22 protein-coding genes and 1 tRNA gene are annotated in these 21,031 nt (G+C 67.0%); 17 read left to right on the top strand and 6 right to left on the bottom strand.

Going from position 1 to position 21,031, the window contains the following annotated elements; genetic code table 11:
- Nucleotides 1-27 precede the first annotated feature (27 nt).
- The 11 genes from aroC to ACZ42P_RS04505 all read left to right on the top strand — a co-directional run bounded on the left by aroC (nt 28) and on the right by ACZ42P_RS04505 (nt 9,659).
- Nucleotides 28-1,128: a chorismate synthase gene (gene aroC, locus ACZ42P_RS04555; RefSeq protein WP_464898904.1), complete on the top strand. Its 1,101-nt coding sequence runs from the start codon at nt 28-30 to the stop codon at nt 1,126-1,128.
- Between the two features lie 83 nt (nt 1,129-1,211).
- A complete protein-coding gene (locus ACZ42P_RS04550) occupies nt 1,212-2,390 on the top strand; it encodes an MFS transporter (RefSeq protein ID WP_464898903.1) in 1,179 nt (392 codons plus the stop codon).
- 165 nt (nt 2,391-2,555) lie between these two features.
- Nucleotides 2,556-2,945, top strand: a complete 390-nt coding sequence (gene rpsF / locus ACZ42P_RS04545; protein WP_464898902.1) for a 30S ribosomal protein S6 — start codon at nt 2,556-2,558, stop codon at nt 2,943-2,945.
- Between the two features lies 1 nt (nt 2,946).
- On the top strand, nt 2,947-3,246 hold the full coding sequence (gene priB, locus ACZ42P_RS04540) for a primosomal replication protein N (protein WP_464898901.1): 300 nt from the start codon (nt 2,947-2,949) through the stop codon (nt 3,244-3,246).
- Nucleotides 3,247-3,255: 9 nt separating this feature from the next.
- Nucleotides 3,256-3,483, top strand: a complete 228-nt coding sequence (rpsR, locus tag ACZ42P_RS04535) for a 30S ribosomal protein S18 (protein ID WP_347306677.1) — start codon at nt 3,256-3,258, stop codon at nt 3,481-3,483.
- Between the two features lie 11 nt (nt 3,484-3,494).
- Nucleotides 3,495-3,941, top strand: coding sequence for a 50S ribosomal protein L9 (rplI, locus tag ACZ42P_RS04530; protein ID WP_464898900.1), 447 nt, complete (start codon nt 3,495-3,497; stop codon nt 3,939-3,941).
- A 162-nt stretch (nt 3,942-4,103) separates the two neighbouring features.
- Nucleotides 4,104-5,468, top strand: coding sequence for a replicative DNA helicase (locus tag ACZ42P_RS04525; protein ID WP_464898899.1), 1,365 nt, complete (start codon nt 4,104-4,106; stop codon nt 5,466-5,468).
- Between the two features lie 48 nt (nt 5,469-5,516).
- Nucleotides 5,517-6,596: an alanine racemase gene (alr, locus tag ACZ42P_RS04520; RefSeq protein WP_464898898.1), complete on the top strand. Its 1,080-nt coding sequence runs from the start codon at nt 5,517-5,519 to the stop codon at nt 6,594-6,596.
- Nucleotide 6,597: 1 nt separating this feature from the next.
- Nucleotides 6,598-7,965 carry a DNA repair protein RadA gene (gene radA / locus ACZ42P_RS04515; RefSeq protein ID WP_464898897.1) on the top strand — a complete coding sequence of 456 codons (1,368 nt, stop codon included), beginning with the start codon at nt 6,598-6,600 and terminating at the stop codon, nt 7,963-7,965.
- Nucleotides 7,966-8,082: 117 nt separating this feature from the next.
- Nucleotides 8,083-8,886, top strand: a complete 804-nt coding sequence (locus tag ACZ42P_RS04510; RefSeq protein ID WP_464898896.1) for a PP2C family protein-serine/threonine phosphatase — start codon at nt 8,083-8,085, stop codon at nt 8,884-8,886.
- Nucleotides 8,887-8,894: 8 nt separating this feature from the next.
- Nucleotides 8,895-9,659: an FHA domain-containing protein gene (locus tag ACZ42P_RS04505; protein WP_464898895.1), complete on the top strand. Its 765-nt coding sequence runs from the start codon at nt 8,895-8,897 to the stop codon at nt 9,657-9,659.
- 9 nt (nt 9,660-9,668) lie between these two features.
- On the opposite strand, the gene ACZ42P_RS04500 is transcribed toward ACZ42P_RS04505, so the two are convergent.
- Nucleotides 9,669-10,085, bottom strand: coding sequence for a TssQ family T6SS-associated lipoprotein (locus ACZ42P_RS04500; RefSeq protein ID WP_464898894.1), 417 nt, complete (start codon nt 10,083-10,085; stop codon nt 9,669-9,671).
- 9 nt (nt 10,086-10,094) lie between these two features.
- Complete coding sequence (locus tag ACZ42P_RS04495; protein WP_464898893.1) at nt 10,095-11,666, bottom strand: protein kinase domain-containing protein; 1,572 nt, start codon at nt 11,664-11,666, stop codon at nt 10,095-10,097.
- 378 nt (nt 11,667-12,044) lie between these two features.
- Here ACZ42P_RS04495 and ACZ42P_RS04490 point away from each other — a divergent pair, with 378 nt between their 5' ends.
- Nucleotides 12,045-12,857 carry a PP2C family protein-serine/threonine phosphatase gene (locus tag ACZ42P_RS04490; RefSeq protein WP_464898892.1) on the top strand — a complete coding sequence of 271 codons (813 nt, stop codon included), beginning with the start codon at nt 12,045-12,047 and terminating at the stop codon, nt 12,855-12,857.
- A gap of 9 nt (nt 12,858-12,866) precedes the next feature.
- A complete protein-coding gene (locus ACZ42P_RS04485; RefSeq protein ID WP_464898891.1) occupies nt 12,867-13,562 on the top strand; it encodes an FHA domain-containing protein in 696 nt (231 codons plus the stop codon).
- Here ACZ42P_RS04485 and ACZ42P_RS04480 read toward each other — a convergent pair.
- From ACZ42P_RS04480 to hpnC, 4 genes are read right to left on the bottom strand one after another with little or no spacing between them, the layout of a single operon-like run.
- Nucleotides 13,555-14,304, bottom strand: a complete 750-nt coding sequence (locus ACZ42P_RS04480; RefSeq protein WP_464898890.1) for a YciK family oxidoreductase — start codon at nt 14,302-14,304, stop codon at nt 13,555-13,557. The genes ACZ42P_RS04485 and ACZ42P_RS04480 overlap by 8 nt on opposite strands.
- Complete coding sequence (hpnE, locus tag ACZ42P_RS04475; protein WP_464898889.1) at nt 14,301-15,629, bottom strand: hydroxysqualene dehydroxylase HpnE; 1,329 nt, start codon at nt 15,627-15,629, stop codon at nt 14,301-14,303. Before hpnE ends, ACZ42P_RS04480 begins: the two co-directional genes overlap by 4 nt.
- Nucleotides 15,626-16,456, bottom strand: coding sequence for a presqualene diphosphate synthase HpnD (gene hpnD / locus ACZ42P_RS04470; RefSeq protein WP_464898888.1), 831 nt, complete (start codon nt 16,454-16,456; stop codon nt 15,626-15,628). The genes hpnE and hpnD overlap by 4 nt, the downstream gene beginning before the upstream one ends.
- 8 nt (nt 16,457-16,464) lie before the next feature.
- Nucleotides 16,465-17,283 (bottom strand): squalene synthase HpnC, encoded by an 819-nt coding sequence (hpnC, locus tag ACZ42P_RS04465; protein ID WP_464898887.1) that lies wholly within the window; start codon nt 17,281-17,283, stop codon nt 16,465-16,467.
- 203 nt (nt 17,284-17,486) lie between these two features.
- On the opposite strand from hpnC, the gene ACZ42P_RS04460 reads away from it, so the two are divergent.
- The 4 genes from ACZ42P_RS04460 to clpX all read left to right on the top strand — a co-directional run bounded on the left by ACZ42P_RS04460 (nt 17,487) and on the right by clpX (nt 20,869).
- A tRNA-Leu gene (locus tag ACZ42P_RS04460) sits at nt 17,487-17,571 on the top strand.
- A gap of 57 nt (nt 17,572-17,628) precedes the next feature.
- Entirely contained in the window at nt 17,629-18,930 is a 1,302-nt protein-coding gene (tig, locus tag ACZ42P_RS04455) for a trigger factor (RefSeq protein ID WP_464898886.1), read from the top strand.
- Between the two features lie 6 nt (nt 18,931-18,936).
- Nucleotides 18,937-19,584, top strand: coding sequence for an ATP-dependent Clp endopeptidase proteolytic subunit ClpP (gene clpP, locus ACZ42P_RS04450; RefSeq protein WP_464898885.1), 648 nt, complete (start codon nt 18,937-18,939; stop codon nt 19,582-19,584).
- A gap of 31 nt (nt 19,585-19,615) precedes the next feature.
- Nucleotides 19,616-20,869, top strand: a complete 1,254-nt coding sequence (gene clpX, locus ACZ42P_RS04445) for an ATP-dependent Clp protease ATP-binding subunit ClpX (protein ID WP_464898884.1) — start codon at nt 19,616-19,618, stop codon at nt 20,867-20,869.
- The last annotated feature ends 162 nt before the right edge of the window (nt 20,870-21,031 follow it).

Below are 21,031 nucleotides of genomic sequence, written 5' to 3'. Positions count from 1 at the left end.
GCCCGAATCTTCCCAGGTGCATTTCCCATGTCCGGCAATACTCTCGGCAAGCTGTTTTGCGTCACCAATTTTGGCGAATCCCACGGGCCGGCGATCGGCTGTGTGGTGGACGGCTGCCCGCCCGGGATGGCCCTCTGCGCCGAGGACATCCAGCGCGATCTCGACCGGCGCAAGCCCGGCACGTCGCGCCACGTCACCCAGCGTCGCGAGTCGGACACGGTGGAGATCCTGTCCGGGGTGTTCGAGGGCAGGACCACGGGCGCGCCCATTGCGCTGCTGATCCGCAACGAGGATCAGCGCAGCAGGGATTACGGCAACATCGCCGGCACCTTCCGGCCGGGGCATGCCGACTACACCTACTGGCAGAAATACGGTATCCGGGACTGGCGGGGCGGGGGCCGCTCCTCGGCGCGCCTCACCGCCCCCACCGTGGCAGCCGGGGCGATCGCGCGCAAGTGGCTCCATGAGAAATACGGCATCGTCATCCGCGGCCACCTGGCCCAGATGGGGGAAAAGGAGATTCCCTTCGTGAGCTGGGAGGAGGTGGAGCAGAATCCGTTCTTTGCCCCCAACAACGCCATGGTGCCGGAGCTGGAGGCCTACCTGGACGGCATTCGCAGGGAAAAGGATTCCATCGGCGCCAGAGTGCGGGTGGTGGCCCACAACGTGCCCCCGGGTTGGGGCGAGCCCCTGTACGACCGGCTGGATGCCGATATCGCCCATGCCATGATGGGGCTCAACGCCGTGAAGGGCGTGGAGATCGGTGCCGGGTTCCGCAGCGTCACCCAGCGCGGCAGCGAGCATGGGGACGAGCTCACGCCCCAGGGTTTCCTCAGCAATCACGCCGGGGGCATCCTGGGCGGCATTTCCTCGGGGCAGGACATCGAGGTATCCCTCGCCATCAAGCCCACCTCGAGCATCGCCATCCCGCGCCGTTCGGTGGATCTGTCCGGTGCGCCGGTGCAGGTGGCCACCACCGGCCGCCACGACCCCTGTGTGGGCATCCGCGCCACGCCCATCGCCGAGGCGCTGCTCGCCATCGTGCTCATGGACCACGCCCTGCGTCACCGGGCCCAGAACGGTGACGTGGTGCCGCCCAGCCCGCGCATTCCGGGTGGGGCGGCTTGAAGGAACGGCGCACGCGCGCCGCCCGGACGGCGCGCGGTCCGATCCCGTCCTGCCTTTTCCCGCGACCCGGCGCCGATTCCTCCATGCGCAGAGCGTCCCCTGGACTTGCCCACGGCAGACTGCCCTACTGGGAGCTCTCGGGCTTCTATTTCTTTTATTTCGCCTTCGTGGGCGTGATTTCCCCCTACTGGGGCCTCTACCTCAAATCGCTGGCCTTCACCGCCTTCCAGATCGGCGTGTTGATGTCGCTCCTCTCCGTAATGCGCATGTTCGCGCCCAACGTGTGGGGTCATCTCGCGGACCGGTCTGGCAAGCGCGTGTTCATCGTGCAGATCGCCGCCTTCGCCAGCCTGGTCGCCTTCGCCGGTGTGTTCCTGGGCACCAGCTTCTGGCTGCTGTTTGCCTCCATGGCGCTACTGAGTTTTTTCTGGAGCGCCTCGCTGCCCCTGGTGGAGGCCACCACCCTGAGCCACCTCGGGGAACGCACCGACCGCTACGGCAGCATTCGCGTGTGGGGTTCGGTGGGTTTCATTCTCGCGGTGGTGGGCGTGGGCATGCTGCTCGACCACATCGCCATCCACTGGCTGCCGGCCATCGTGTTCGCCACGCTGCTGGGCGTCGCCCTGTTTTCCCGTCACATTCCGGAAGCGGAGGTGATGCAGCACGCCCACGGACACGATTCCGTCTGGCAGGTCCTGCGCCAGCCGCGGGTAGTGGCCCTGATTGCAGCCTGTTTCCTGATGTCCGCCGCCCACGGACCCTATTACACCTTCTACTCGATCTATCTCGAGTCCCATGGGTACAGCAAGAGCGGCATCGGCTGGCTGTGGGCCCTCGGCGTGATCTGCGAGATCGGGGTGTTTCTCTGGTCGGCGCGGCTGTTTGCACGCTTCCGTCTGGAAACCGTGCTCAAGGCGAGCTTCGGGTTCGCGGTGGTGCGGTTTCTCATCATCGCCTGGGGCGTGGGCGAGCCCCTGCTCATCCTTTTCGCCCAGACCCTGCACGCCGCCACCTTCGGTGCCTATCACGCCTCGGCCATCGCCCTGGTGCACCGTTTCTTCCCGGGCCGCCTGCAGGCGCGGGGGCAGGCCCTCTACAACAGCATCTCCTTCGGCGCGGGGGGCACCCTGGGCAGCCTCTACGCCGGCTACAGCTGGGATCTCTGGGGGGCGGCGGTCACCTATTCCCTGGCCGCCGGCTGCGCCCTGCTGGCCCTTGGGCTGCTGCTGTGGCAGCTCAAGCCCGCGCCGGCGCAGGCTTGAGGCTGCCGCCGCCAGCCCCTGTTCTCCGACACGTCCTGCCGGGCGCGTTGCCCTTTGCCTGGGAAATCAGTACAATGCGGCCCTTTTCCGGCTGGGCCGGGAAATTTCCAGCAACCTTGCCTGACCGTGCGCACCGCGGCAGGCTGCAACCCACAAGGAGCGTGCATGCGACATTACGAAATCGTTTTCATCGTTCATCCGGACCAGAGCGAACAGGTGCCGGCGATGATCGAGCGCTACAAGGCCACCATCACCGGCCGCAACGGCCGCATCTACCGCCTGGAAGACTGGGGCCGGCGCCAGCTCGCCTATCCCATCCAGAAGGTGCACAAGGCCCACTACGTGCTGATGAACATCGAGTGCGACCAGGAAACCCTCGACGAGCTGGAACACGCATTCAAGTTCAACGATGCGGTGCTGCGTCATCTCATCATCCGCATGAAGGGCCCGGTTACCGAGCCTTCGCCCATGATGAAGGAGGAGAAGGCCAAGGCGGTGCCCACGGGCGACAAGCCGGAAACCGCCGCGGAGGCGGCACCCCCGGCCGGCGCCTGAAGTGGCGACCAACCGGACGCGCATCAGCGGCCGGATCGTCGAGAAGGACAGCCTGCGCCACACACCGGCCGGCGTGCCGGTCCTGACCTTCACCCTTCTGCACCGTTCGGAGCAGCCGGCAGGGAAAGGCAGGCGCAAGGTGGAATGTGTGATCCCGGCCGTGGCGTTCGAGGCCCTGGCCGAAACCATCGCCGGCTGGCCGCGGGATGCGCAGGTGGAAGCAGAAGGCTACCTGGCGCGAAAGAGCCGCACGGACACGCAGTTGGTGCTGCACGTGCAAATCATCGAATTGACCGAATAGAGGTGAACCATGTCCCGGCAAATGTTCAAGCGTCGCAAGTACTGCCGTTTCACGGCGGAAGGCATCAAGGAAGTCGATTACAAGGATGTCAATCTCCTGAAGGACTTCATCAGCGAGACGGGCAAGATCATTCCCGCCCGCATCACCGGCACCAAGGCGCGTTACCAGCGGCAGCTGTCCACGGCCGTCAAGCGGGCGCGCTTCCTGGCGCTTCTGCCCTATACCGACCAGCACTGAGGAGTCGAGCCATGCAAGTGATTCTGATGGAGAAAGTCCACAAGCTGGGCCAGCTCGGCGATGTGGTCAAGGTCAAGGACGGTTATGCCCGCAACTACCTGATTCCCCAGGGCAAGGCCAAGCGCGCCACGGAGGCAAACATCAAGGCCTTTGCCGAGCGGCGTGCCGAGCTGGAACGGCAGGAGGCGGAAAAGCTGGCCGCTGCCCAGGCCCGTGCCGCCCAGCTGGAAGGCATGGTCGTGGAAATCAGCCAGAAGGCCGGCGTGGACGGCAAGCTGTTCGGCTCCGTGGGGATGGTGGACATCGTCGAGGCCCTCAAGGCCCGGGGCATCACCGTGGCCAAGTCCGAGGTCCGCATGCCTGCCGGGCCGATCAAGGCCATCGGCGAATACCCGGTGGAGCTGGTCCTGCACACGGACGTGCACACCTCCATCACCGTGACCGTCGTCCCCCAGTGAGCACGCCCGGGCGCCGGCAAAAAAAGGGCTGCCGCGTGCAGCCCTTTTTGCTGGGCGCGGGCTATACTAGTCAACCTCTGCCCAGGCTGCCCCGGCCGCGAACGCGGCCGTTTCCGCAGCCTGTGGCGGCATCCCGGCCATTCCACCTCGCCTCCCGATTCCATGGGTGATCAACAGTTCGACGCCGTCAAGCTCCCGCCCCATTCCGTGGAGGCGGAACAGGCCGTGCTCGGCGGGCTTTTGCTGGAAAACAGTGCCTGGGAACGCATCGGTGACCTCCTCGGCGAAGAGGATTTCTACCGCTACGATCACCGCCTCATCTATCGCCACATCGTCCGGCTGCTGGAGGAGAACAAGCCGGCGGACGTGGTGACCGTGGCCGAGGCCCTGGAAAATGCCGGCGAACTCGCCACCGTGGGCGGGCTCGCCTATCTGGCCGCGCTGGCCCAGAACACCCCCTCCGCCGCCAATATCCGCCGTTATGCGGAGATCGTGCGCGACCGTTCCATCATGCGCCGGCTGGTGGAGGTGGGCACGGCCATCGCCGATTCGGCCTATGCGCCGGGCGGGCGCTCCGCCTCCGAGCTGCTCGACGAGGCCGAGGCCAGGGTCTTCCACATCGCCGAGATGGGCAACCGGGGCAAGCAGGGTTTCAGCGAGATCCAGCCGCTGCTCACCCAGGTGGTGGAACGGATCGACATGCTGTTCCAGCGGGAGAATCCCAATGATGTCACCGGCATTCCCACCGGCTATACCGACCTGGACCGCATGACCTCCGGTCTGCAGCCGGGTGATTTGATCATCGTCGCCGGGCGGCCCTCCATGGGCAAGACCGCCTTCTCCCTCAACATCGCGGAACACGTGGCCCTGGATACGCGCCTGCCGGTGGCGGTGTTCTCCATGGAGATGGCGGGCACCCAGCTGGTGATGCGCATGATGGGCTCGGTGGGCAGACTGGACCAGCATCGCGTGCGCACCGGCCGCCTGCAGGACGAGGACTGGCAGCGTCTCACCTATGCCGTGGGCAGGCTCAACGACGCACCCATCTACATCGACGAGACGGCCGCGCTGTCGGCGCTGGAGCTGCGGGCGCGGGCCCGGCGCCTGCACCGCCAGTGCGGTCGCCTGGGCCTGATCGTGATCGATTATCTCCAGCTCATGTCGGGCAGCGGCCAGGGCGAGAACCGCGCCACGGAGATCTCCGAGATCTCGCGCTCCCTGAAGGCGCTGGCCAAGGAACTGGAGGTGCCGGTGATCGCGCTGTCCCAGCTCAACCGCAGCCTGGAGCAGCGTCCCAACAAGCGGCCGGTGATGTCGGATCTGCGCGAGTCCGGCGCCATCGAGCAGGACGCCGACGTGATCCTGTTCATCTACCGCGACGAGGTGTACAACCCGGAGACGCCGGACAAAGGCATTGCCGAGATCATCATCGGCAAGCAGCGTAACGGCCCCATCGGCACCGTCCGGCTCGCCTTCCTGGGCGAGTACACCCGCTTCGAGAATCTGGCCCACCCGGGCTCCTACTGACCGCCAGCCGGGGTGCCTGCCGCGGCCGCAAGCCCTTCGCGTTTCCCCATGTCCTCTTTGGCTCCGTCCCGTCCCCTCACCGCCCTCATCCACCGGGAGGCGCTGGTGCACAACCTGCGCCGCGCACGCGCCGCCGCCCCGAACGCCCGCATCCTGGCGGTGGTGAAGGCCAATGCTTATGGTCACGGCCTGCTCACGGTGGCGCGTGCGCTGGCCGAGGCCGATGGCTTCGGCGTGCTGGGGCTGGACGAGGCGGTGCGTCTGCGCGAGGCGGGCTTTGCCCATCCCATCCTGCTTTTGGAGGGGCCGTTTGCCGCCGCGGACGTCACCGAGGCCGCGCGCCTGGGGCTGGCCATCGTCGTGCACAGCGAGGAGCAGGTGGCCATGCTGGAGGCAGCTTCTCCGCCGCGCCCGCTGGACGTGTTCCTCAAGGTCAACACGGGCATGAACCGGCTGGGATTCGCGCCGGACGCCTTTGCCATGGTGCAGGCGCGCCTGCGGGCCTGTCGCGCGGTGGGCCGGTTGACCGCGATGACCCACTTCGCCACGGCCGACGAACTGGCCGGCCCGGGCCGCCAGTTCGAGCGTTTCCGGGCCCTGATCGGCCCCACCATGCCCTTCAGTGCCGCCAATTCCGCTGCACTCCTGCGCCATCCGGACACCCACGGCGACTGGGTGCGGCCCGGCATCATGCTCTACGGGGCGTCGCCCTTCGAAGACGTCCCGGCCGCGGCGCTCGGTCTTCAGCCGGCCATGACCCTGGTCTCGCGCATCATTGCCGTGCAACGGCTGCGGCGCGGCGATGCGGTGGGATACGGTGCGACCTTCGTGGCGGAGGGGGACATGCGCGTGGGCATCGTCGCCTGCGGTTATGCCGATGGCTATCCCCGCCATGCCGGCACCGGCACGCCGGTGCTGGTGGCGGGGCAGCGCAGCCGCACCCTCGGGCGGGTCTCCATGGACATGCTGTGCGTGGACCTCAGCCATCTGCCTGAGGCCGGTGTGGGCACACCGGTCACCCTGTGGGGGCAGGGGCTGCCGGTGGAGGAGGTGGCGCGCGCCGCCGACACCATCAGCTACGAATTGCTCACGGGACGCGCCGAGCGCGTGCCCCTCAGGGAGGCCTGACATGGCGAGGCAGCGCACCGTCCACGTCTGCACCGAGTGCGGCGGCCAGAGCGTGAAATGGCAGGGGCAGTGCCCCCACTGCGGCGCCTGGAACACCCTGGTGGAAACCGTGGCCGAGGCGCCCGCGGCCGCTGGCCACCGCTACCGGGCCCTGGCGGCCGACGGCCGGCTGCAGCGCCTGGCGGAGGTGCAGGCGGCGGAGGCACCCCGCTGGCCCACCGGCGTGGCGGAACTGGACCGCGTGCTGGGCGGTGGCCTGGTCCCGGGCGCGGTGGTGCTCCTGGGGGGCGATCCGGGCATCGGCAAATCCACCCTGCTGCTGCAGGCGCTGGCCCACATGAGCGGCGAGCGGGAAGTGCTCTACGTGAGCGGCGAGGAGTCGGCCCAGCAGGTGGCCCTGCGCGCGCGGCGCCTGGCGCTGGACGCGGCACGGGTCACGCTGCTGGCGGAAATCACCCTGGAGCGCATTCTCGACACGCTGCGCACCCACGCGCCGCAGGTGGCGGTCATCGACTCCATCCAGACCCTCTACTCCGAGGCCCTGCAGTCGGCCCCCGGCAGCGTGGCCCAGGTGCGGGAATGCGCCGCCCAGCTCACCCGCCACGCCAAGCAGACCGGCACTGCCATCCTCCTCGTGGGCCACGTCACCAAGGAGGGCGCCCTGGCCGGCCCGCGGGTGCTGGAGCACATCGTGGACACCGTGCTCTATTTCGAGGGCGACACCCATTCCAGCTTCCGCCTGGTGCGGGCCTTCAAAAACCGCTTCGGGGCGGTGAACGAGCTGGGCGTGTTCGCCATGACGGAGAAGGGGTTGCGCGAGGTGAGCAATCCCTCGGCGCTGTTTCTCTCTCACCATGGCCGGGAAGTGCCGGGCTCCTGCATCATGGTCACCCAGGAGGGCACGCGCCCCCTGCTGGTGGAGGTGCAGGCCCTGGTGGACGAGGCCCACGCCCCCAATCCGCGCCGGCTCGGGGTGGGGCTGGAGCAGAACCGGCTGGCCATGCTGCTGGCGGTGCTGCACCGCCATGCCGGCATCGCCTGCTTCGACCAGGACGTGTTCGTCAACGCCGTGGGCGGGGTGCGCATCACCGAACCGGCGGCCGATCTGGCGGTGCTGCTCGCCATCGTCTCCTCCCTGCGCAACCAGCCCCTGCCCGCCAAGCTGGTGGTGTTCGGGGAGGTCGGGCTGGCGGGGGAAGTGCGTCCCGTCCAGCGCGGTCTTGAACGCCTCAGGGAAGCGGCTAAACTGGGGTTCAAGCGCGCCATCGTGCCGCGTGCCAACGTTCCCCGCCAGCCGCCGGCCGGTCTGGAAATCCTCGCGGTGGACCGGGTGGAAGAAGCGGTTGCCAGTCTGCGGCAGGGCTTCTAGAATGACGACGTAATATTTCCGTCGTGCCGGCAGGCGCAACCGGTGGCGGCAGCTGTATCGGCGCTGAATTGCCCGCGCGGGACCGACCCCGGGGCGGGATCGACTGGGTTGCGTGACATGCAAATGCACACAGGCATGGAGCGGCCGGCTCCGACCAACCAGGCTCTGCATGTGGAATGCGCGGCACTGACCGATGCCGGCCGGCTGCGCAGCAACAACGAGGATGCCCTGGCCTGGGATGCCGATGCCGGCCTGTTCCTGGTCGCCGACGGCATGGGCGGCTGCAACGCGGGCGAGGTGGCGAGCCGGCTCGCCGTGCGCATGGTGCTGGCGGAATTCCGCCAGCTGCCCCTCACCCTGCCGGCGCAGGAGGGTTGCGTACCCGTGTTGAGTCCGCCCGCCATGCGCCTGTGCAGCGCCATCCTCAAGGCCAACCGCGCCGTCTTCGAAGCCAGTCTGCAACAGCCGGAATACGCGGGTATGGGCACCACCCTGGTGGCCGTGCTGTTCCACGGCCAGCGGGCCGTCATCGCCAGCATTGGCGATTCCCGTGTCTACCGCTATCGCGCCGGGCAGCTGGAACAGCTCACCGTGGACCACACGGTGCTCCAGGAGCAGATCGAGTTCGGCCTCATCACCCCCGAGCAGGCGCGCCTCATGGGCGGCCGGGGCCTGATCACCCGGGCGCTGGGTGTCGAGCCGGGGCTGGAGGTGGACGTGCAGGAACAGGCGCTGCTGGCGGGTGACCTCTACCTTCTCTGCACCGACGGCCTGTTCGACATGATCGCCGATGCCGACATCGCCGCCATTTTGGCCGCCACCCGGGACGACGTGCAGGCGGGCGCGCGGGAACTGGTGGCGGCCGCCAACCGGGCCGGCGGTTACGACAACGTTTCCGTCATTCTGGTCCGTCTCGTCTGAGGCCCGCCGTGTCCAGGCTCGTCATCCTCGATGCAGCGGGCGATGTCCGGGGCGAGCGCCTGCTGGACCGGGAGCGCATCCGCATCGGCCGCCGTGCCGACAACGAGGTGGTGCTCGACGATCTCTCGGTGAGCAGCGAGCACGCCCTGGTCATCACCATCCGCAACGATTCCTTCATCCAGGACTTGAACAGCATGAACGGCGTGCGGGTGAACGGCCGCCTGATCCGGCACCACCACCTGCAGGACGGGGACGAAGTGAGCATCGGCACCTTTACCCTGCGCTACGTGCACGAACCCTGGGTGGAGCCCGCGCCTTCCTGGCGCGCCCCGGACACCCGTCCCCTCAAGGAGGACACGGTGCGGGCGGTGGCGCCGGAAGCGGGGGATACCCTGTTCGATGTGGCAGTGCCGGGAGAGCTCGCCCTCACGCGCGAGCTCGCGGACACGCGCATCGAGGCAAGCCCGTCGGCCGAAGCGCCCACCACCCTGCTGGGGGAGCCCCGCCCCGCCGGCGTGGGCCACCTGCGCCTGCTTGCCGGCCCGGGCGCGGGACGGGAGACGGCGCTGACCCGGGCCGTGACCACCTTGGGCAAGCCCGGCATCCAGACGGCCATCATCAGCCGCCGTGGGGGCAGCTATTTCCTGACCTTCGCGGAAGGCGACAGCTATCCCCAGGTGAATGGGGTGGAAGTGGGCGCAACCCCGCATCCCCTGAACGACCACGACATCCTCGACGTGGCCGGCACCCGGCTGGAATTCTTTTATCGCTGACGGGCGTGCTCAGCGGGCGCGGCTGCGCGCCGCCATTTCCGCCTTCACCGCCCGGTAGATGGGACCCCAGATGGGATGTCCCTCCTCGGTGGGATCGAGGGTGAACTGGGGATCCAGCTCGAAGATGCGCCGGAACTCGTCGCGGCAGGCCCGCTCCTGTCCCGAGGAGCAGTAGATGAAGGCCAGATATTTGCGTGCCGCGACCTTGTCCGACTGGAAGGTGAGTCCCGCATCCAGCGCATCGTTGAGGCTCTTCTGGGCCGCCTTGTAATTGCCGTCCTCGTACTGGCTGATGCCGGTGGCCAGCAGCTTTTCCGCCTTGCGTGGGGCGAGCTTGTCCATGCCCAGCTCACGCACGGTCTGGCTGGCACAGCCGGCGCCGAGGACGGCTGCCAGCAGAAGGGGCATCCAGCGTAACGGCATCATGGCGACGACCTATTTGCTGAACTTGTATTTGATTTTGTGGGTACCATCCGGCTCCACGCGGATGGTCTGGGAATAGGGCGCGAAGGTCTGGTTGACCACCAGGACGGTGTGTTCGCCGGGCGGCAGTTTGATTTCCCGCAGGGGCGGGCTCACCCCCTGGCGCACCCCGTCCACGAACACTTCCCCCCAGGGGGCGATGGCAAGCTGCAGGGTCCCGCTCGCCGCGCCAGCGGGTTTGGCCGCGTCCTCGACCACGCGGGTCTCGGCGGTGGAGGTCAGGGGAGCGGCCTTGGCGGGTGCCGGGGCGACTGCCTTTGCCTTGCGTTCCGGCACCGGCTGGGGGCTCGCGCCGGCGGGCTTGGCTTCGGTCCGTGCCTCCGGAGTCACGGAGGGGCCGGCCGGTGCTTGCTGCGCTTCGTGCGTGGGCGCGGGTTCGGCCACGGGCGGCACGGCTGCCGGCGCGGCTGATGCCGGGGGGCGCGCAGCCTCGGCAGCGACGGGAGGCGTGGAGGCAGTCGCAGGCACGGATGGCCCCGGCGTGCGGTTCAGGATCACGGCCACGAATACGGCCAGCAGCAGGGGAATGCCCGCCAGCAGCGCCCACCGTGGCCAGGGGGTGGGGGCGGGCGCGGCGGGCGGCGGCGCCGGGGTGTCGCCGTCGGTGAGACGGGCGATGACCTGGGTGGCCTCTCCCAGGCTGTCGCGCGGTACCTTGCGCCGCTCCATGGGCGGGGCCGGCGGCGCCTCGCCCGGAGCCGGCACCTGCAGCGTCTTGTACTTGCGCAAATCGCGCGCCATTTCCTTGGCCGTCTGGTAGCGGGCATCCGGGTGTTTGGCCAGCGCCTTGAGCACGATATAGTTGAGGGAATCCGGGACGTTCTGATTGAAGGCCTTGGGCGGAATGGGCTCCTCGTTGAGGATCTGGTACATGATGGCGCTGATGTTTTCGCCCACGAAGGGTGTCTTGCCGGTGAGCATCTCGTACAGCACCACGCCCAGGGAGAAGATGTCCGACCGGCCATCCACGGTCTGGCCCACCACCTGTTCGGGCGACATGTATTTGGGCGAGCCCATGACCATGCCGGCCATGGTGCGCGAGGCCGACGACACCTGGGCGATGCCGAAGTCGGTGATCTTCACCATGCCGTTCTTCATCACCATGATGTTGGCCGGCTTGATGTCGCGATGGACGATGCCATGCTCGTGGGCAAAGGCGAGACCGTCGCACACCTGGGCGGCGATGTGCACCACCTTGTCCAGGGGCAGAACCACGCCCGAATCGAGGATCTCGCGCAGCTCCTTGCCCTCCAGGAACTCCATGGCCATGTAGGCCACCCCCTCGGTGCGGCCCACGTCGTAGATGGTGACGATGTTGGGATGGTTGAGCTTGCCGGCGGATTGCACCTCGCGCTGGAAACGTCTTTCGAAGGTTTCCAGCTCGTCGCGCGACAGGTCGAGATTGATGGTCTTGATGGCGACGGTGCGGTCGATCAAGGGGTCCACGGCCTTGTACACCACACCCATGGCGCCCTGGCCCAACTCCTCGACGATGATGTAACGACCCAGTTTCTCGATGACCATGGCGGAACCTGCCCTGTCCGGGCAGCGCGGCGGCGCTGCAAGTGAAGGAACTAACGGTAGTTTTTTCCCCTGGCCCGTGTCAAGCGCGGCGCGGTTCGCGTTCATCTTTCCTCTCAAGTCCGGCGCGGTGCGGCCGTTAACCGGCGGGTGGGCTATGTGCCGGCAGCCATTGACGAAAACCGGTCGCCGCGGACGGGCCCGGGCCCCATGCCAATAGCGTCAAAGTGAACAAAAAGTTAAGTCCGGGCCCCTGCCCGCGACAGTAATATCCTGTAAATATCCTGATGGCACCGCAGGGCCCTGCGGGCTGCGTGCCGACCGCGCAAGGCGGTAGGGCCGCCTCGGAGACGGGCCGTCGGGAACACCATAGAGTGGGAGATGAAGATCCGGAATGCCTTGACCATCGCCAGCCTGAGCGACGCGGGCCTGGTACGCAATTTCAACGAAGACAGCGTGGCCGTGGACGAGGAGCTCGGCCTCGTCATCGTCGCAGACGGCATGGGCGGCTACAAGGCGGGTGACGTGGCCGCCGGCATGGCCACCATGATCGTGGCCAACGAACTCAAAAGCCAGCTTGGCGGCAGCCACCTGAACGGGCGGCCGGTATCCACGGAAATCATCCGTGCCGCCGTCAACCGCGCCAACCAGTCCATCCACCATGCCGCCCACAACCGGCCCCAGTTCCAGGGCATGGGCGCCACGCTGGTGATGGCGCTGTTCCACGATGACATGGTCTCCATCGCCCATGCGGGCGATTCCCGCGCCTACCGGCTGCGCCATGACAAGCTGGAGCAGCTCACGGTGGACCATTCCCTGCTCCAGGAGCAGCTGGAAATGGGGCTGATCAGCGCCGACGATGCGCGCGTCTCCCACAACCGCAATCTGGTCACGCGCGCCCTGGGGGTGAACCAGAACATCGTCGTGGACGTGCGCCAGGAACGCGCCCTGCCGGGCGACATCTACCTGCTGTGCACGGACGGACTCAATGACATGGTGGACGATGCAGACATCGAACTGGCCATGGTCTCGCTGCAGGAAAACATTCCGCTGCTGGTGAAACAGCTCGTGATCATGGCCAACGACAATGGGGGTCATGACAACATCTCGGTGGCCGCGATCCGGGTGGATCGTCCCTTCCCCGCGCGGCGGGGTCTCTGGGCGCGCCTGTGGTCCGCTTGGCGGCGTGGTTGAGGAGGGCATATGGCGAAGCTGGTCCTGAGCCTCAATGGCACGGTGCTCGGCAACTACTTCCTGGAGAAGGAGCGCTTCGTGATCGGGCGCCGGCCCACCTGTGACATCCAGATCAACGATCAGGGCGTGAGCAAGGAACACGCGGTGATCCTCACCGTGGGCAACGACCAGATCCTAGAGGATCTCAAGAGCACCAATGGCACGCAGGTGAACGGCCGGCGCATCCAGCGGCACATCCTGCAAAACGGCGACGTGATCGAGGTGGGGCGCTACAAGATCAAGTACGTGAACCAGAAGGCGCTGCCCGACATGGATTTCGACAAGACCCTGCTGATCCCGGCCTTCGACCGCAGCCGGCTCAAGGAGGCGGGCGTGGATCTGGCCATCAACACCGGGCTGCGGGTGGAGACCGCGGTGGCCACGGCGCGCGCGGTCAGGAACGTGTTCCCCCTGGGAGCGGTGCGGGTGCTGTCCGGTGCCCGGGCAGGCCAGGAGATCGAGCTCGTCCGGCCCATCACCGCCTTCGGCCGCCCGGGCAACCGGGCCATCATCAGCCGCCGCCCCCACGGTTATTTCGTCACCCATGTCAGCGGCCGGCGGCCACCGGTGGTCAACGGCCGCGCGCTGGGTGCCGAACCCCAGGCGCTGGACAACCTCGATCAGGTCGAGATCGACGGCGAGAAGCTGCAGTTTTTTCTCAAGTGACGCCCTGGGCGTCGAGGATCTGGCCGCTCACTCCGCGACTGTCCGGACCCATGAGATACAGATAGGCCGGCATGATCGCCTCCGGCGTCGGCAGCGTGGCCGGCACCTCCGCGGGATGGGTTTTGCGCCGCTGGGGCGACTGCACCGGGCCCGGCACCAGGGCATTGATCCGCACCTGGGGCGTGATTTCCAGCTCCTGCGCCCAGGTCTTGACCAGGGCTTCCAGCGCCCATTTCGACACGCCGAAGGCGCCCCAGTAGGCGCTGGGTTTGCGGCCATGAGTTTCCGAGGTCATCACCACCGAGGCATCGGGCGCGGCCTTGAGCAGGGGCAGACAGGCGCGTGTGAGGGCGAAGGGCGCCACCAGGTTCACGCGCAGGATGCCCAGCCATTGTTCCAGGGTTTCCAGTTCCAGGGGGGCGAGAGCATCCAGGCGGGAGGCGTTGTGCAGGATGCCATCCAGCCGCCCCAGCTGACCCTCGATGGCATCGGCCATCTGTTCAAACTCCCGGTCACCGGCCTGTTCCAGATCGAGGGTGAACAGCACCGGTTCCGGATGGCCGGCATCGGCGATGAGATCGTAGGTGGTGTTGAGGCGCTGCTCGTTGCGACCGAGAAGAATCACCGTGGCACCATGGGCGGCGAAGGTGCGCGCCGCCACCTGGCCGATGCCCTGGCCTGCACCGGTGACGAGAATGACCCGGTCCTTGAGCAGGTCGGGCGGGGCTTGGTAGGAATTCATCGGCACTCCAGAATGTGGCGCGCGCATTGTACTCCACTTCGCACGGCGGCCTCGATGGTGGCGGGATAGTCCGCCTCGCGCGTGGCGCCTGCCACCCAGTCGCCTGCGAGGAACAGACCGGGAAGCGGCGTGCGCGGGCCGGGCCGGGCGAGATTGGGCGTGCAGGCGAAGGTGGCGCGTTTTTCGGCGATTACCCAGACGTCCCGGGGTGCTACGCAAATGCCCAGCACCTGGCAAAGCTGGTGCGCGACGGCCTGGCCCAGCCGGGCGTGATCCAGCGCCTCGTGGGGGCCGCGCGCGCTGATCACCACTGCAAGCAGGCTGGAGGCGTCCGTGAGCGGTCCCCGGTCGAACACCCATTGTCCCGGCCCCTCTCCCAGCCCCACCATGGGCGCCTCCAGTCGCACCGGGTCCCGGTAGCGCAGGTAGACCGTATAAATGGGCTCATGATCGAGCTGGCGCAGGTCTGTCACCATTTCCCCCAGGGCGGGCAGCGTCTCGAGGAGCTGCGCCGCCCGTGGCGGGGGCAGGGCGCAGACCACCTGGCCGAACTCCCCTGCATCCCGGGCGGTGAAGACGCGCCAGCCGGCAAGTGCCGGTTCGAGACGCGTGACCCGTTGGCCACACAGGAGGGTGCTGCCGCGCTGGCGCAGAAATTCGGCGGCAGGTTGCGGAAAAAGTCGCGACAGACCCACCCGCGGCAGTAGCAGATCGCTGTCGGCGCGATCCCGGGCAAAGGCATCGCGCAGCACGTTCACGAACACGCGTGCCGAAGCCTGATGGGGGGGCGTGTTGAGGGCGGCCAGGCACAGGGGGTGCCACAGGGACCGGCACAGGGCGGGGGTCTGCCGGTGGTGGCGCAACAGCTCGCTCACGGGTTGGTCGCGGTCGAGGCGAAAGCCGCGCCGGCGCAGGCTCACCACCAGACGCAGGGCAGCCAGGCGGTCGGTTGGGCCCAGGCCGCGGGCGGTGAGCAGGGCCACGGCCAGATGCCAGGGCGCCGGCAGCCGGGGTGCCTTCAGCACGAAGTCGGGCGCCAACGAAAGCTGCAGGGGCAGGCGCGCGAGCTGCGTGGGCCAGCGGGGATTGACCCGGTCGAGCAGGGCCAGCGTCTCGTGGTAGGCACCCAGCAGGATGTGCTGGCCGTTGTCCAGTTCCACGCCGTGCCGGGTGAAACTTCGGGCCCGCCCGCCGGGTTCGCGGGCGCTTTCGAACACGGTCACCGGCACGCCGTGGGCGGCCAGATGCACGGCCGCCGCGAGTCCGGCCCAGCCGGCGCCGATCACCGCCACGCGATGCGCCGGCGGCCGCTGTGGCGCAGTCATGCCACCCAAGTCTTCCAGGCGAGCCAAAGCTTGCGCAGCGGTGTGAGGGCGGTGCGCCGGTCCAGCACCTGGAAGCCGTCGCGCTCGATTTCCGTGAGCAGCGCCTGATAGATGGCCGCCATCGCCAGGCCGGGGCGCTGGTTGCGGCGGTCCGCGGCGGGCAGTTGCGCCAGCGCCCGGGCATAGAGCTCGCGCGCCCGGCTGGCCTGAAAGGCCATTAAGGCACGGAAGGCCGGTGTGTGGCGACCGGCCAGAATGTCCTGTTCGGACACGCCGAAGCGGGCGAGCTCGTCCAGCGGCAGGTAGATCCGGTTGCGCCGGGCGTCTTCCCCCACGTCGCGGATGATGTTGGTGAGCTGGAAGGCGAGCCCCAGGTCATGGGCGTATTTGAGGGTGCGCCGGTCACTGGCCCCGAACACGGTGGCCGCGAGCTGGCCCACCACCGAGGCGACACGGTAGCAGTAGAGCTGCAAAGCCTTGAAATCGGCATAGCGGTGATGTTCCAGGTCCATCTCCATGCCGTCGATGATTTCCTCAAACTGTTCCCGGGGCAGGTCATGGTGCCGCACGGCGGGCAGGAGGGCGCGGCTGACGGGATGCTGCGGCTGGCCCCGGTAGAGATTGCCGAGCTCCTCGCGCCACCAGGCGAGCTTGATGCGGGCGATTTGTGGATCGCTGCATTCATCCACGGCGTCGTCCACTTCCCGGCAAAAGGCATAGAGGGCGGTGATCGCCGCACGCTTTTCCTTCGGCAGGAACAGAAAGGAGTAGTAGAAGCTGGAGCCGCTCTGCGCGGCCCGTTCCTGGCAATACTGATCGGGCGTCATGAAATTTCCTATTGGGCGCGCAGGGCACGCCACAGCATGCGTGGCCAGTCGGCAGCCGTGAGCACCGGCCGCTTGCGGAACACGTCACCGTGGACGGCGTAGAGCTTGCGCAGGATGGTCTCGCCCCCCAGGATGATGAGCCGCAGCTCCAGGCCCAGCCGGCCGGGCAGCCGCCTGCCCAGTGGGGCCCCGGCCTGGAGGAGCTTGCGTGCGCGCTCGATCTGGAAACGCATGAACGGCCACCAGGTGCCGCCCGCGTCGCCTTGCGCGATCTGGGTCTCGGTCACGCCGAACTTGTCCATCTCGTCCTGGGGCAGATAGATCCGTCCGCGTGTGTAGTCCCCCGCGACGTCCTGCAGGAAATTGATGAGCTGCAGCGCCGCGCAGATGGCATCGGACTGGGCCAGCGCGCGCCGGTCCTGTTCCCCGGACAGGGCGAGCAGCAGGCGTCCGACGGGATTGGCCGAGCGCCGGCAGTACTCCATCACCTCGCCGAAATGGGCATAGCGGTGCTTGCTGACATCCTGGCCGAAGGCATCGAGGAGATCGTAAAAGGGTTCGAGGGGCAGGCGGTGGGTGTGTATCGTCTCGGCAAGCGCCTGCATCAGGGGCGACTCCGGGGTTGCGCCTGCCTGGATACGCGCCAAATCCTGCCGCAGCGCGGCGAGCCGGGCCAGGCGCGACGCCGGCGGCGCATCGCCCTCGTCGGCGATGTCGTCGGCGTGGCGCGCGAAGGCATAGATGCGGCGCACCGGCTCGCGCAGCCGGCGTGGCAGGAGCAGGGAAGCGACGGGGAAGTTTTCGTAGTGATGGACGCTATTGAACATGCAGGGAGATTATCCCAGATTGTGTGCCGGGGGCCGCGACGGATCGCCGCGCCGGCGCCGGCCCAAACCCCTCGGTGGGGCGCAGGTTGCCGGGCACGCCTCCGGGCAGCCGCCCCCGAGGCCATGCACGCGGTGGGGATGGGTTCGACGCGGCGGGGGCGCGGTGACAGGGCAGGGCCGAGCGGTTAAAATGGAACATTTTCGCGAAAGTGGCGGAATTGGTAGACGCACTGGATTTAGGTTCCAGCGCCGCAAGGCGTGCGAGTTCGAGTCTCGCCTTTCGCACCATCGCTTGGGCCGCCGGCCCTCCGCACTTGATCCAACCGCATTCTTTGGGGACTCGACATGCAAGCAACCGTTGAAAACATCAGCCAGCTGGAACGGCGTATCCGCATCACCGTGCCGCGCGCGGAAATCGACAGCGAGGTGGAGGCGCGTCTGAAGCGGCTGGCCAGGACGGTCAAGGTACACGGCTTCCGGCCGGGCAAAGTGCCCCTGAAGATCGTGGCCCAGCAATACGGGGGCGAGGTGCGGCGGGAAGTCATCGGCCAGACCATGGAGCGCAGCATCGCCGAAGCCCTGCGGGAACAGCAGCTGCGGGTGGCCGGCTATCCGCGTCTGGAGTCGGTGTCGGAGCAGGGGGCGGATGCGCTGGAATTCAGCGCCACCTTCGAGATCTATCCGGAAGTCAAGCTGGGTGATCTGAGTGGCGTCAGCATCGAGCGGCCCCAGGTCGAGGTCAGCGAGGAGGACGTGGACAAGACCATCGAAATCCTGCGCAAGCAGCGGGCCACCTTCGAGCCGGTGGACCGCCCGGCTCAGGCCGGTGACCGCGTGGAACTGGATTACCGCGGCACCATCGATGGCAAGCCCTTCCCCGGTGGCGAGGCCCGGGACTATGCCCTGGTGCTGGGGGAGGGGCACACGCTCAAGGACTTCGAGGACGCCATCGTCGGCATGCGACCCGGGGAGACCAAGTCGGTGGAGGTGAGCTTCCCCGCGGACTACCATGGTCGCGAGGTCGCGGGCAAGACGGCACGCTTTGAACTTCACCTCAAACGGGTGCTCGAACCGCGGCTGCCCGAAGTGAACCCCGACTTTGCCAGGGCGCTCGGCGTCGAAGACGGCGATGTCGCCAAAATGCGCGCCGAGATTCGTGCCAACCTGGAACGGGAGGTGAAGAAACGCATCGAGGCGCGGCTCAAGGAGCAGGTCATGCAGGCGCTTGTGGATACCACGCCGGTGGAGCTGCCCCGGGCACTGGTGGAGATCGAGGCGCAGCGCCTGGAGCAGCGTTTGCGCGAGGACCTGATGCGCCGCGGTCTCAAGGGTGACCTGACGCTGCCGCCGGAAATGTTTCGGGAATCGGCCGAACGGCGCGTCCGGCTGGGCCTCATCCTGGCGGAACTGGTGAAGACCCACGATCTTCACGCCACGCCGGAACAGGTGAAGGCGGTGGTGGAAGACTTCGCCCAGAGTTACGAACACCCGGAGCAGATCGTGCAGTGGTATTACCAGGAACCGGGGCGGCTGGCCGAGGCCGAATCCTTGGCGCTGGAACAGAATGTGGTAAATTGGGTTTTGGGTGTCGCCAAAGTCACGGACAAGCCCATTACCTTTGACGAGTTGATGGGTATTGCCAGGTAAACGGATATGGACAGGTATTTCGACATGATCGACCGCAGCAGGATGGAACCGCAGGGGCTCGGTTATATCCCCATGGTGATCGAGCAGAGCGGCCGCGGCGAGCGGGCGTATGACATCTATTCACGCCTGTTGCGCGAGCGGGTGGTTTTTTTGGTCGGTCCCGTCAACGAGATGACCGCCAACCTGGTGGTGGCGCAGCTTCTGTTCCTGGAATCGGAAAATCCGGACAAGGACATTTTCCTCTACATCAACTCGCCCGGCGGGTCGGTGTCGGCGGGTCTGGCCATCTACGACACCATGCAGTTCATCAAACCCGACGTGTCCACCCTGTGCATCGGCCAGGCGGCCAGCATGGGGGCGTTTTTGCTGGCGGCGGGCGCCAAGGGCAAGCGTTACTGCCTGCCCAATTCGCGCACCATGATCCACCAGCCCCTGGGCGGCTTCCAGGGTCAGGCCTCGGACATCGAGATCCACGCCCGGGAGATCCTCTACCTGCGTTCCCGCCTCAACGAGCTGCTGTCCAAGCACACGGGCCAGCCGGTGGAGGTCATCGAGCGCGATACGGACCGGGATTTCTTCATGAGCGCCGAGCAGTCCGTCGCCTACGGCCTCGTGGACAAGGTGCTTGTCAACCGGAACGAAAGTTCGGTTTAATGTCTCCAAACGGTAATCGAAGGGCGACGCCATGAGCGACAAATCCGGCAACGAAAAGCTTCTCTACTGCTCCTTCTGCGGCAAGAGCCAGCATGAGGTGAGGAAGCTCATCGCGGGCCCCTCCGTATTCATCTGCGACGAATGCGTGGACCTGTGCAATGACATCATCCGCGAGGAGGTGCAAAGCGAACAGGCGGCCAAAGGCAGCTCCGAGCTGCCGGTGCCGGCGGAGATCCGCAAGATCCTCGACCAGTATGTGATCGGCCAGGACCACGCCAAGAAGATCCTCTCGGTGGCGGTCTACAATCACTACAAGCGGCTCAAGACCGGCGCCAAGGCCGATGATGTGGAGTTGTCCAAGAGCAACATCCTGCTCATCGGTCCCACCGGCTCCGGCAAGACCCTGCTGGCGCAGACCCTGGCGCGCCTGCTCAACGTGCCCTTCGTGATGGCCGATGCCACCACCCTCACCGAGGCGGGCTACGTGGGCGAGGATGTGGAGAACATCATCCAGAAACTGCTGCAGAAGTGCGACTACAACGTGGAGAAGGCGCAGCAGGGCATCGTCTATATCGACGAGATCGACAAGATTTCCCGCAAATCCGACAACCCCTCCATCACCCGCGACGTGTCCGGCGAGGGCGTGCAGCAGGCCCTGCTCAAGCTGATCGAGGGCACCATTGCCTCGGTGCCGCCCCAGGGTGGCCGCAAGCATCCCAACCAGGAATTCGTCCAGGTGGACACCACCAACATCCTGTTCATCTGCGGCGGCGCCTTCGACGGTCTGGAAAAGATCATCCGCAACCGTTCGGAGAAGGGCGGCATCGGCTTCGGCGCCGAAGTGAAAAGCCGTGACAACCGCAAGGCAATCGGCGAGGTGCTGCGCGGTGTCGAGCCGGAAGACCTCATCAAATACGGCCTCATTCCCGAGTTCGTCGGCCGCCTGCCGGTGGTGGCCACCCTGGAGGAGCTGGACGAGGCGGCCCTGGTGCAGATCCTCACCGAACCCAAGAATGCCCTCATCCGCCAATACCAGAAGCTGTTCGCAATGGAAGGCGTGGAACTGGAATTCCGGGAAGAGGCGCTCACCGCCATCGCCAAGCGGGCCCTGCAGCGCAAGACCGGGGCGCGCGGTCTGCGCTCCATCCTGGAACATGCCCTGCTCGACATCATGTTCGAGCTGCCCTCGAAGAAGGATGTCACCAAGGTGGTGGTGGACGAGGATGTCATTACCCACAACGCGCCGCCCAAGCTGATCTACGCCGACCAGCCGCGCGTCGCCTGAGTGTGCCGTGCCCCGGGCGGCACGCCCGCCTGGGGGTGAAGCTGCCGGGACTGCCGGCCGGGCGGCCGCCGGCGGAGAACGTTTCCGGATCTTTCCTGTCAAGAAAGGGGCGGGGATGCCATTGAACCTGACCCATGACGCATCCCCGGGTGCCCGAACGGG

The sequence above is a fragment of the Thiobacter subterraneus genome (assembly GCF_055379455.1).
Note: the sequence above shows the minus strand (reverse complement) of the source record. Positions and strands in the feature narration are given on the sequence as shown.

What these genes read in the sequence shown, in the direction of transcription:
- clpX (WP_464898884.1), top strand. Translation starts at nt 19,616, where the DNA reads ATGAGCGACAAATCCGGCAACGAAAAGCTTCTCTACTGCTCCTTCTGC.
- rplI (WP_464898900.1), top strand. Translation starts at nt 3,495, where the DNA reads ATGCAAGTGATTCTGATGGAGAAAGTCCACAAGCTGGGCCAGCTCGGC.
- radA (WP_464898897.1), top strand. Translation starts at nt 6,598, where the DNA reads ATGGCGAGGCAGCGCACCGTCCACGTCTGCACCGAGTGCGGCGGCCAG.
- ACZ42P_RS04485 (WP_464898891.1), top strand. Translation starts at nt 12,867, where the DNA reads ATGGCGAAGCTGGTCCTGAGCCTCAATGGCACGGTGCTCGGCAACTAC.
- clpP (WP_464898885.1), top strand. Translation starts at nt 18,937, where the DNA reads ATGGACAGGTATTTCGACATGATCGACCGCAGCAGGATGGAACCGCAG.
- rpsF (WP_464898902.1), top strand. Translation starts at nt 2,556, where the DNA reads ATGCGACATTACGAAATCGTTTTCATCGTTCATCCGGACCAGAGCGAA.
- ACZ42P_RS04495 (WP_464898893.1), bottom strand. Translation starts at nt 11,666, where the DNA reads ATGGTCATCGAGAAACTGGGTCGTTACATCATCGTCGAGGAGTTGGGC.
- ACZ42P_RS04510 (WP_464898896.1), top strand. Translation starts at nt 8,083, where the DNA reads ATGCAAATGCACACAGGCATGGAGCGGCCGGCTCCGACCAACCAGGCT.
- alr (WP_464898898.1), top strand. Translation starts at nt 5,517, where the DNA reads ATGTCCTCTTTGGCTCCGTCCCGTCCCCTCACCGCCCTCATCCACCGG.
- hpnE (WP_464898889.1), bottom strand. Translation starts at nt 15,629, where the DNA reads ATGACTGCGCCACAGCGGCCGCCGGCGCATCGCGTGGCGGTGATCGGC.
- ACZ42P_RS04550 (WP_464898903.1), top strand. Translation starts at nt 1,212, where the DNA reads ATGCGCAGAGCGTCCCCTGGACTTGCCCACGGCAGACTGCCCTACTGG.
- ACZ42P_RS04480 (WP_464898890.1), bottom strand. Translation starts at nt 14,304, where the DNA reads ATGAATTCCTACCAAGCCCCGCCCGACCTGCTCAAGGACCGGGTCATT.
- ACZ42P_RS04500 (WP_464898894.1), bottom strand. Translation starts at nt 10,085, where the DNA reads ATGATGCCGTTACGCTGGATGCCCCTTCTGCTGGCAGCCGTCCTCGGC.
- aroC (WP_464898904.1), top strand. Translation starts at nt 28, where the DNA reads ATGTCCGGCAATACTCTCGGCAAGCTGTTTTGCGTCACCAATTTTGGC.
- hpnD (WP_464898888.1), bottom strand. Translation starts at nt 16,456, where the DNA reads ATGACGCCCGATCAGTATTGCCAGGAACGGGCCGCGCAGAGCGGCTCC.
- hpnC (WP_464898887.1), bottom strand. Translation starts at nt 17,283, where the DNA reads ATGTTCAATAGCGTCCATCACTACGAAAACTTCCCCGTCGCTTCCCTG.
- ACZ42P_RS04525 (WP_464898899.1), top strand. Translation starts at nt 4,104, where the DNA reads ATGGGTGATCAACAGTTCGACGCCGTCAAGCTCCCGCCCCATTCCGTG.
- ACZ42P_RS04490 (WP_464898892.1), top strand. Translation starts at nt 12,045, where the DNA reads ATGAAGATCCGGAATGCCTTGACCATCGCCAGCCTGAGCGACGCGGGC.
- tig (WP_464898886.1), top strand. Translation starts at nt 17,629, where the DNA reads ATGCAAGCAACCGTTGAAAACATCAGCCAGCTGGAACGGCGTATCCGC.
- rpsR (WP_347306677.1), top strand. Translation starts at nt 3,256, where the DNA reads ATGTCCCGGCAAATGTTCAAGCGTCGCAAGTACTGCCGTTTCACGGCG.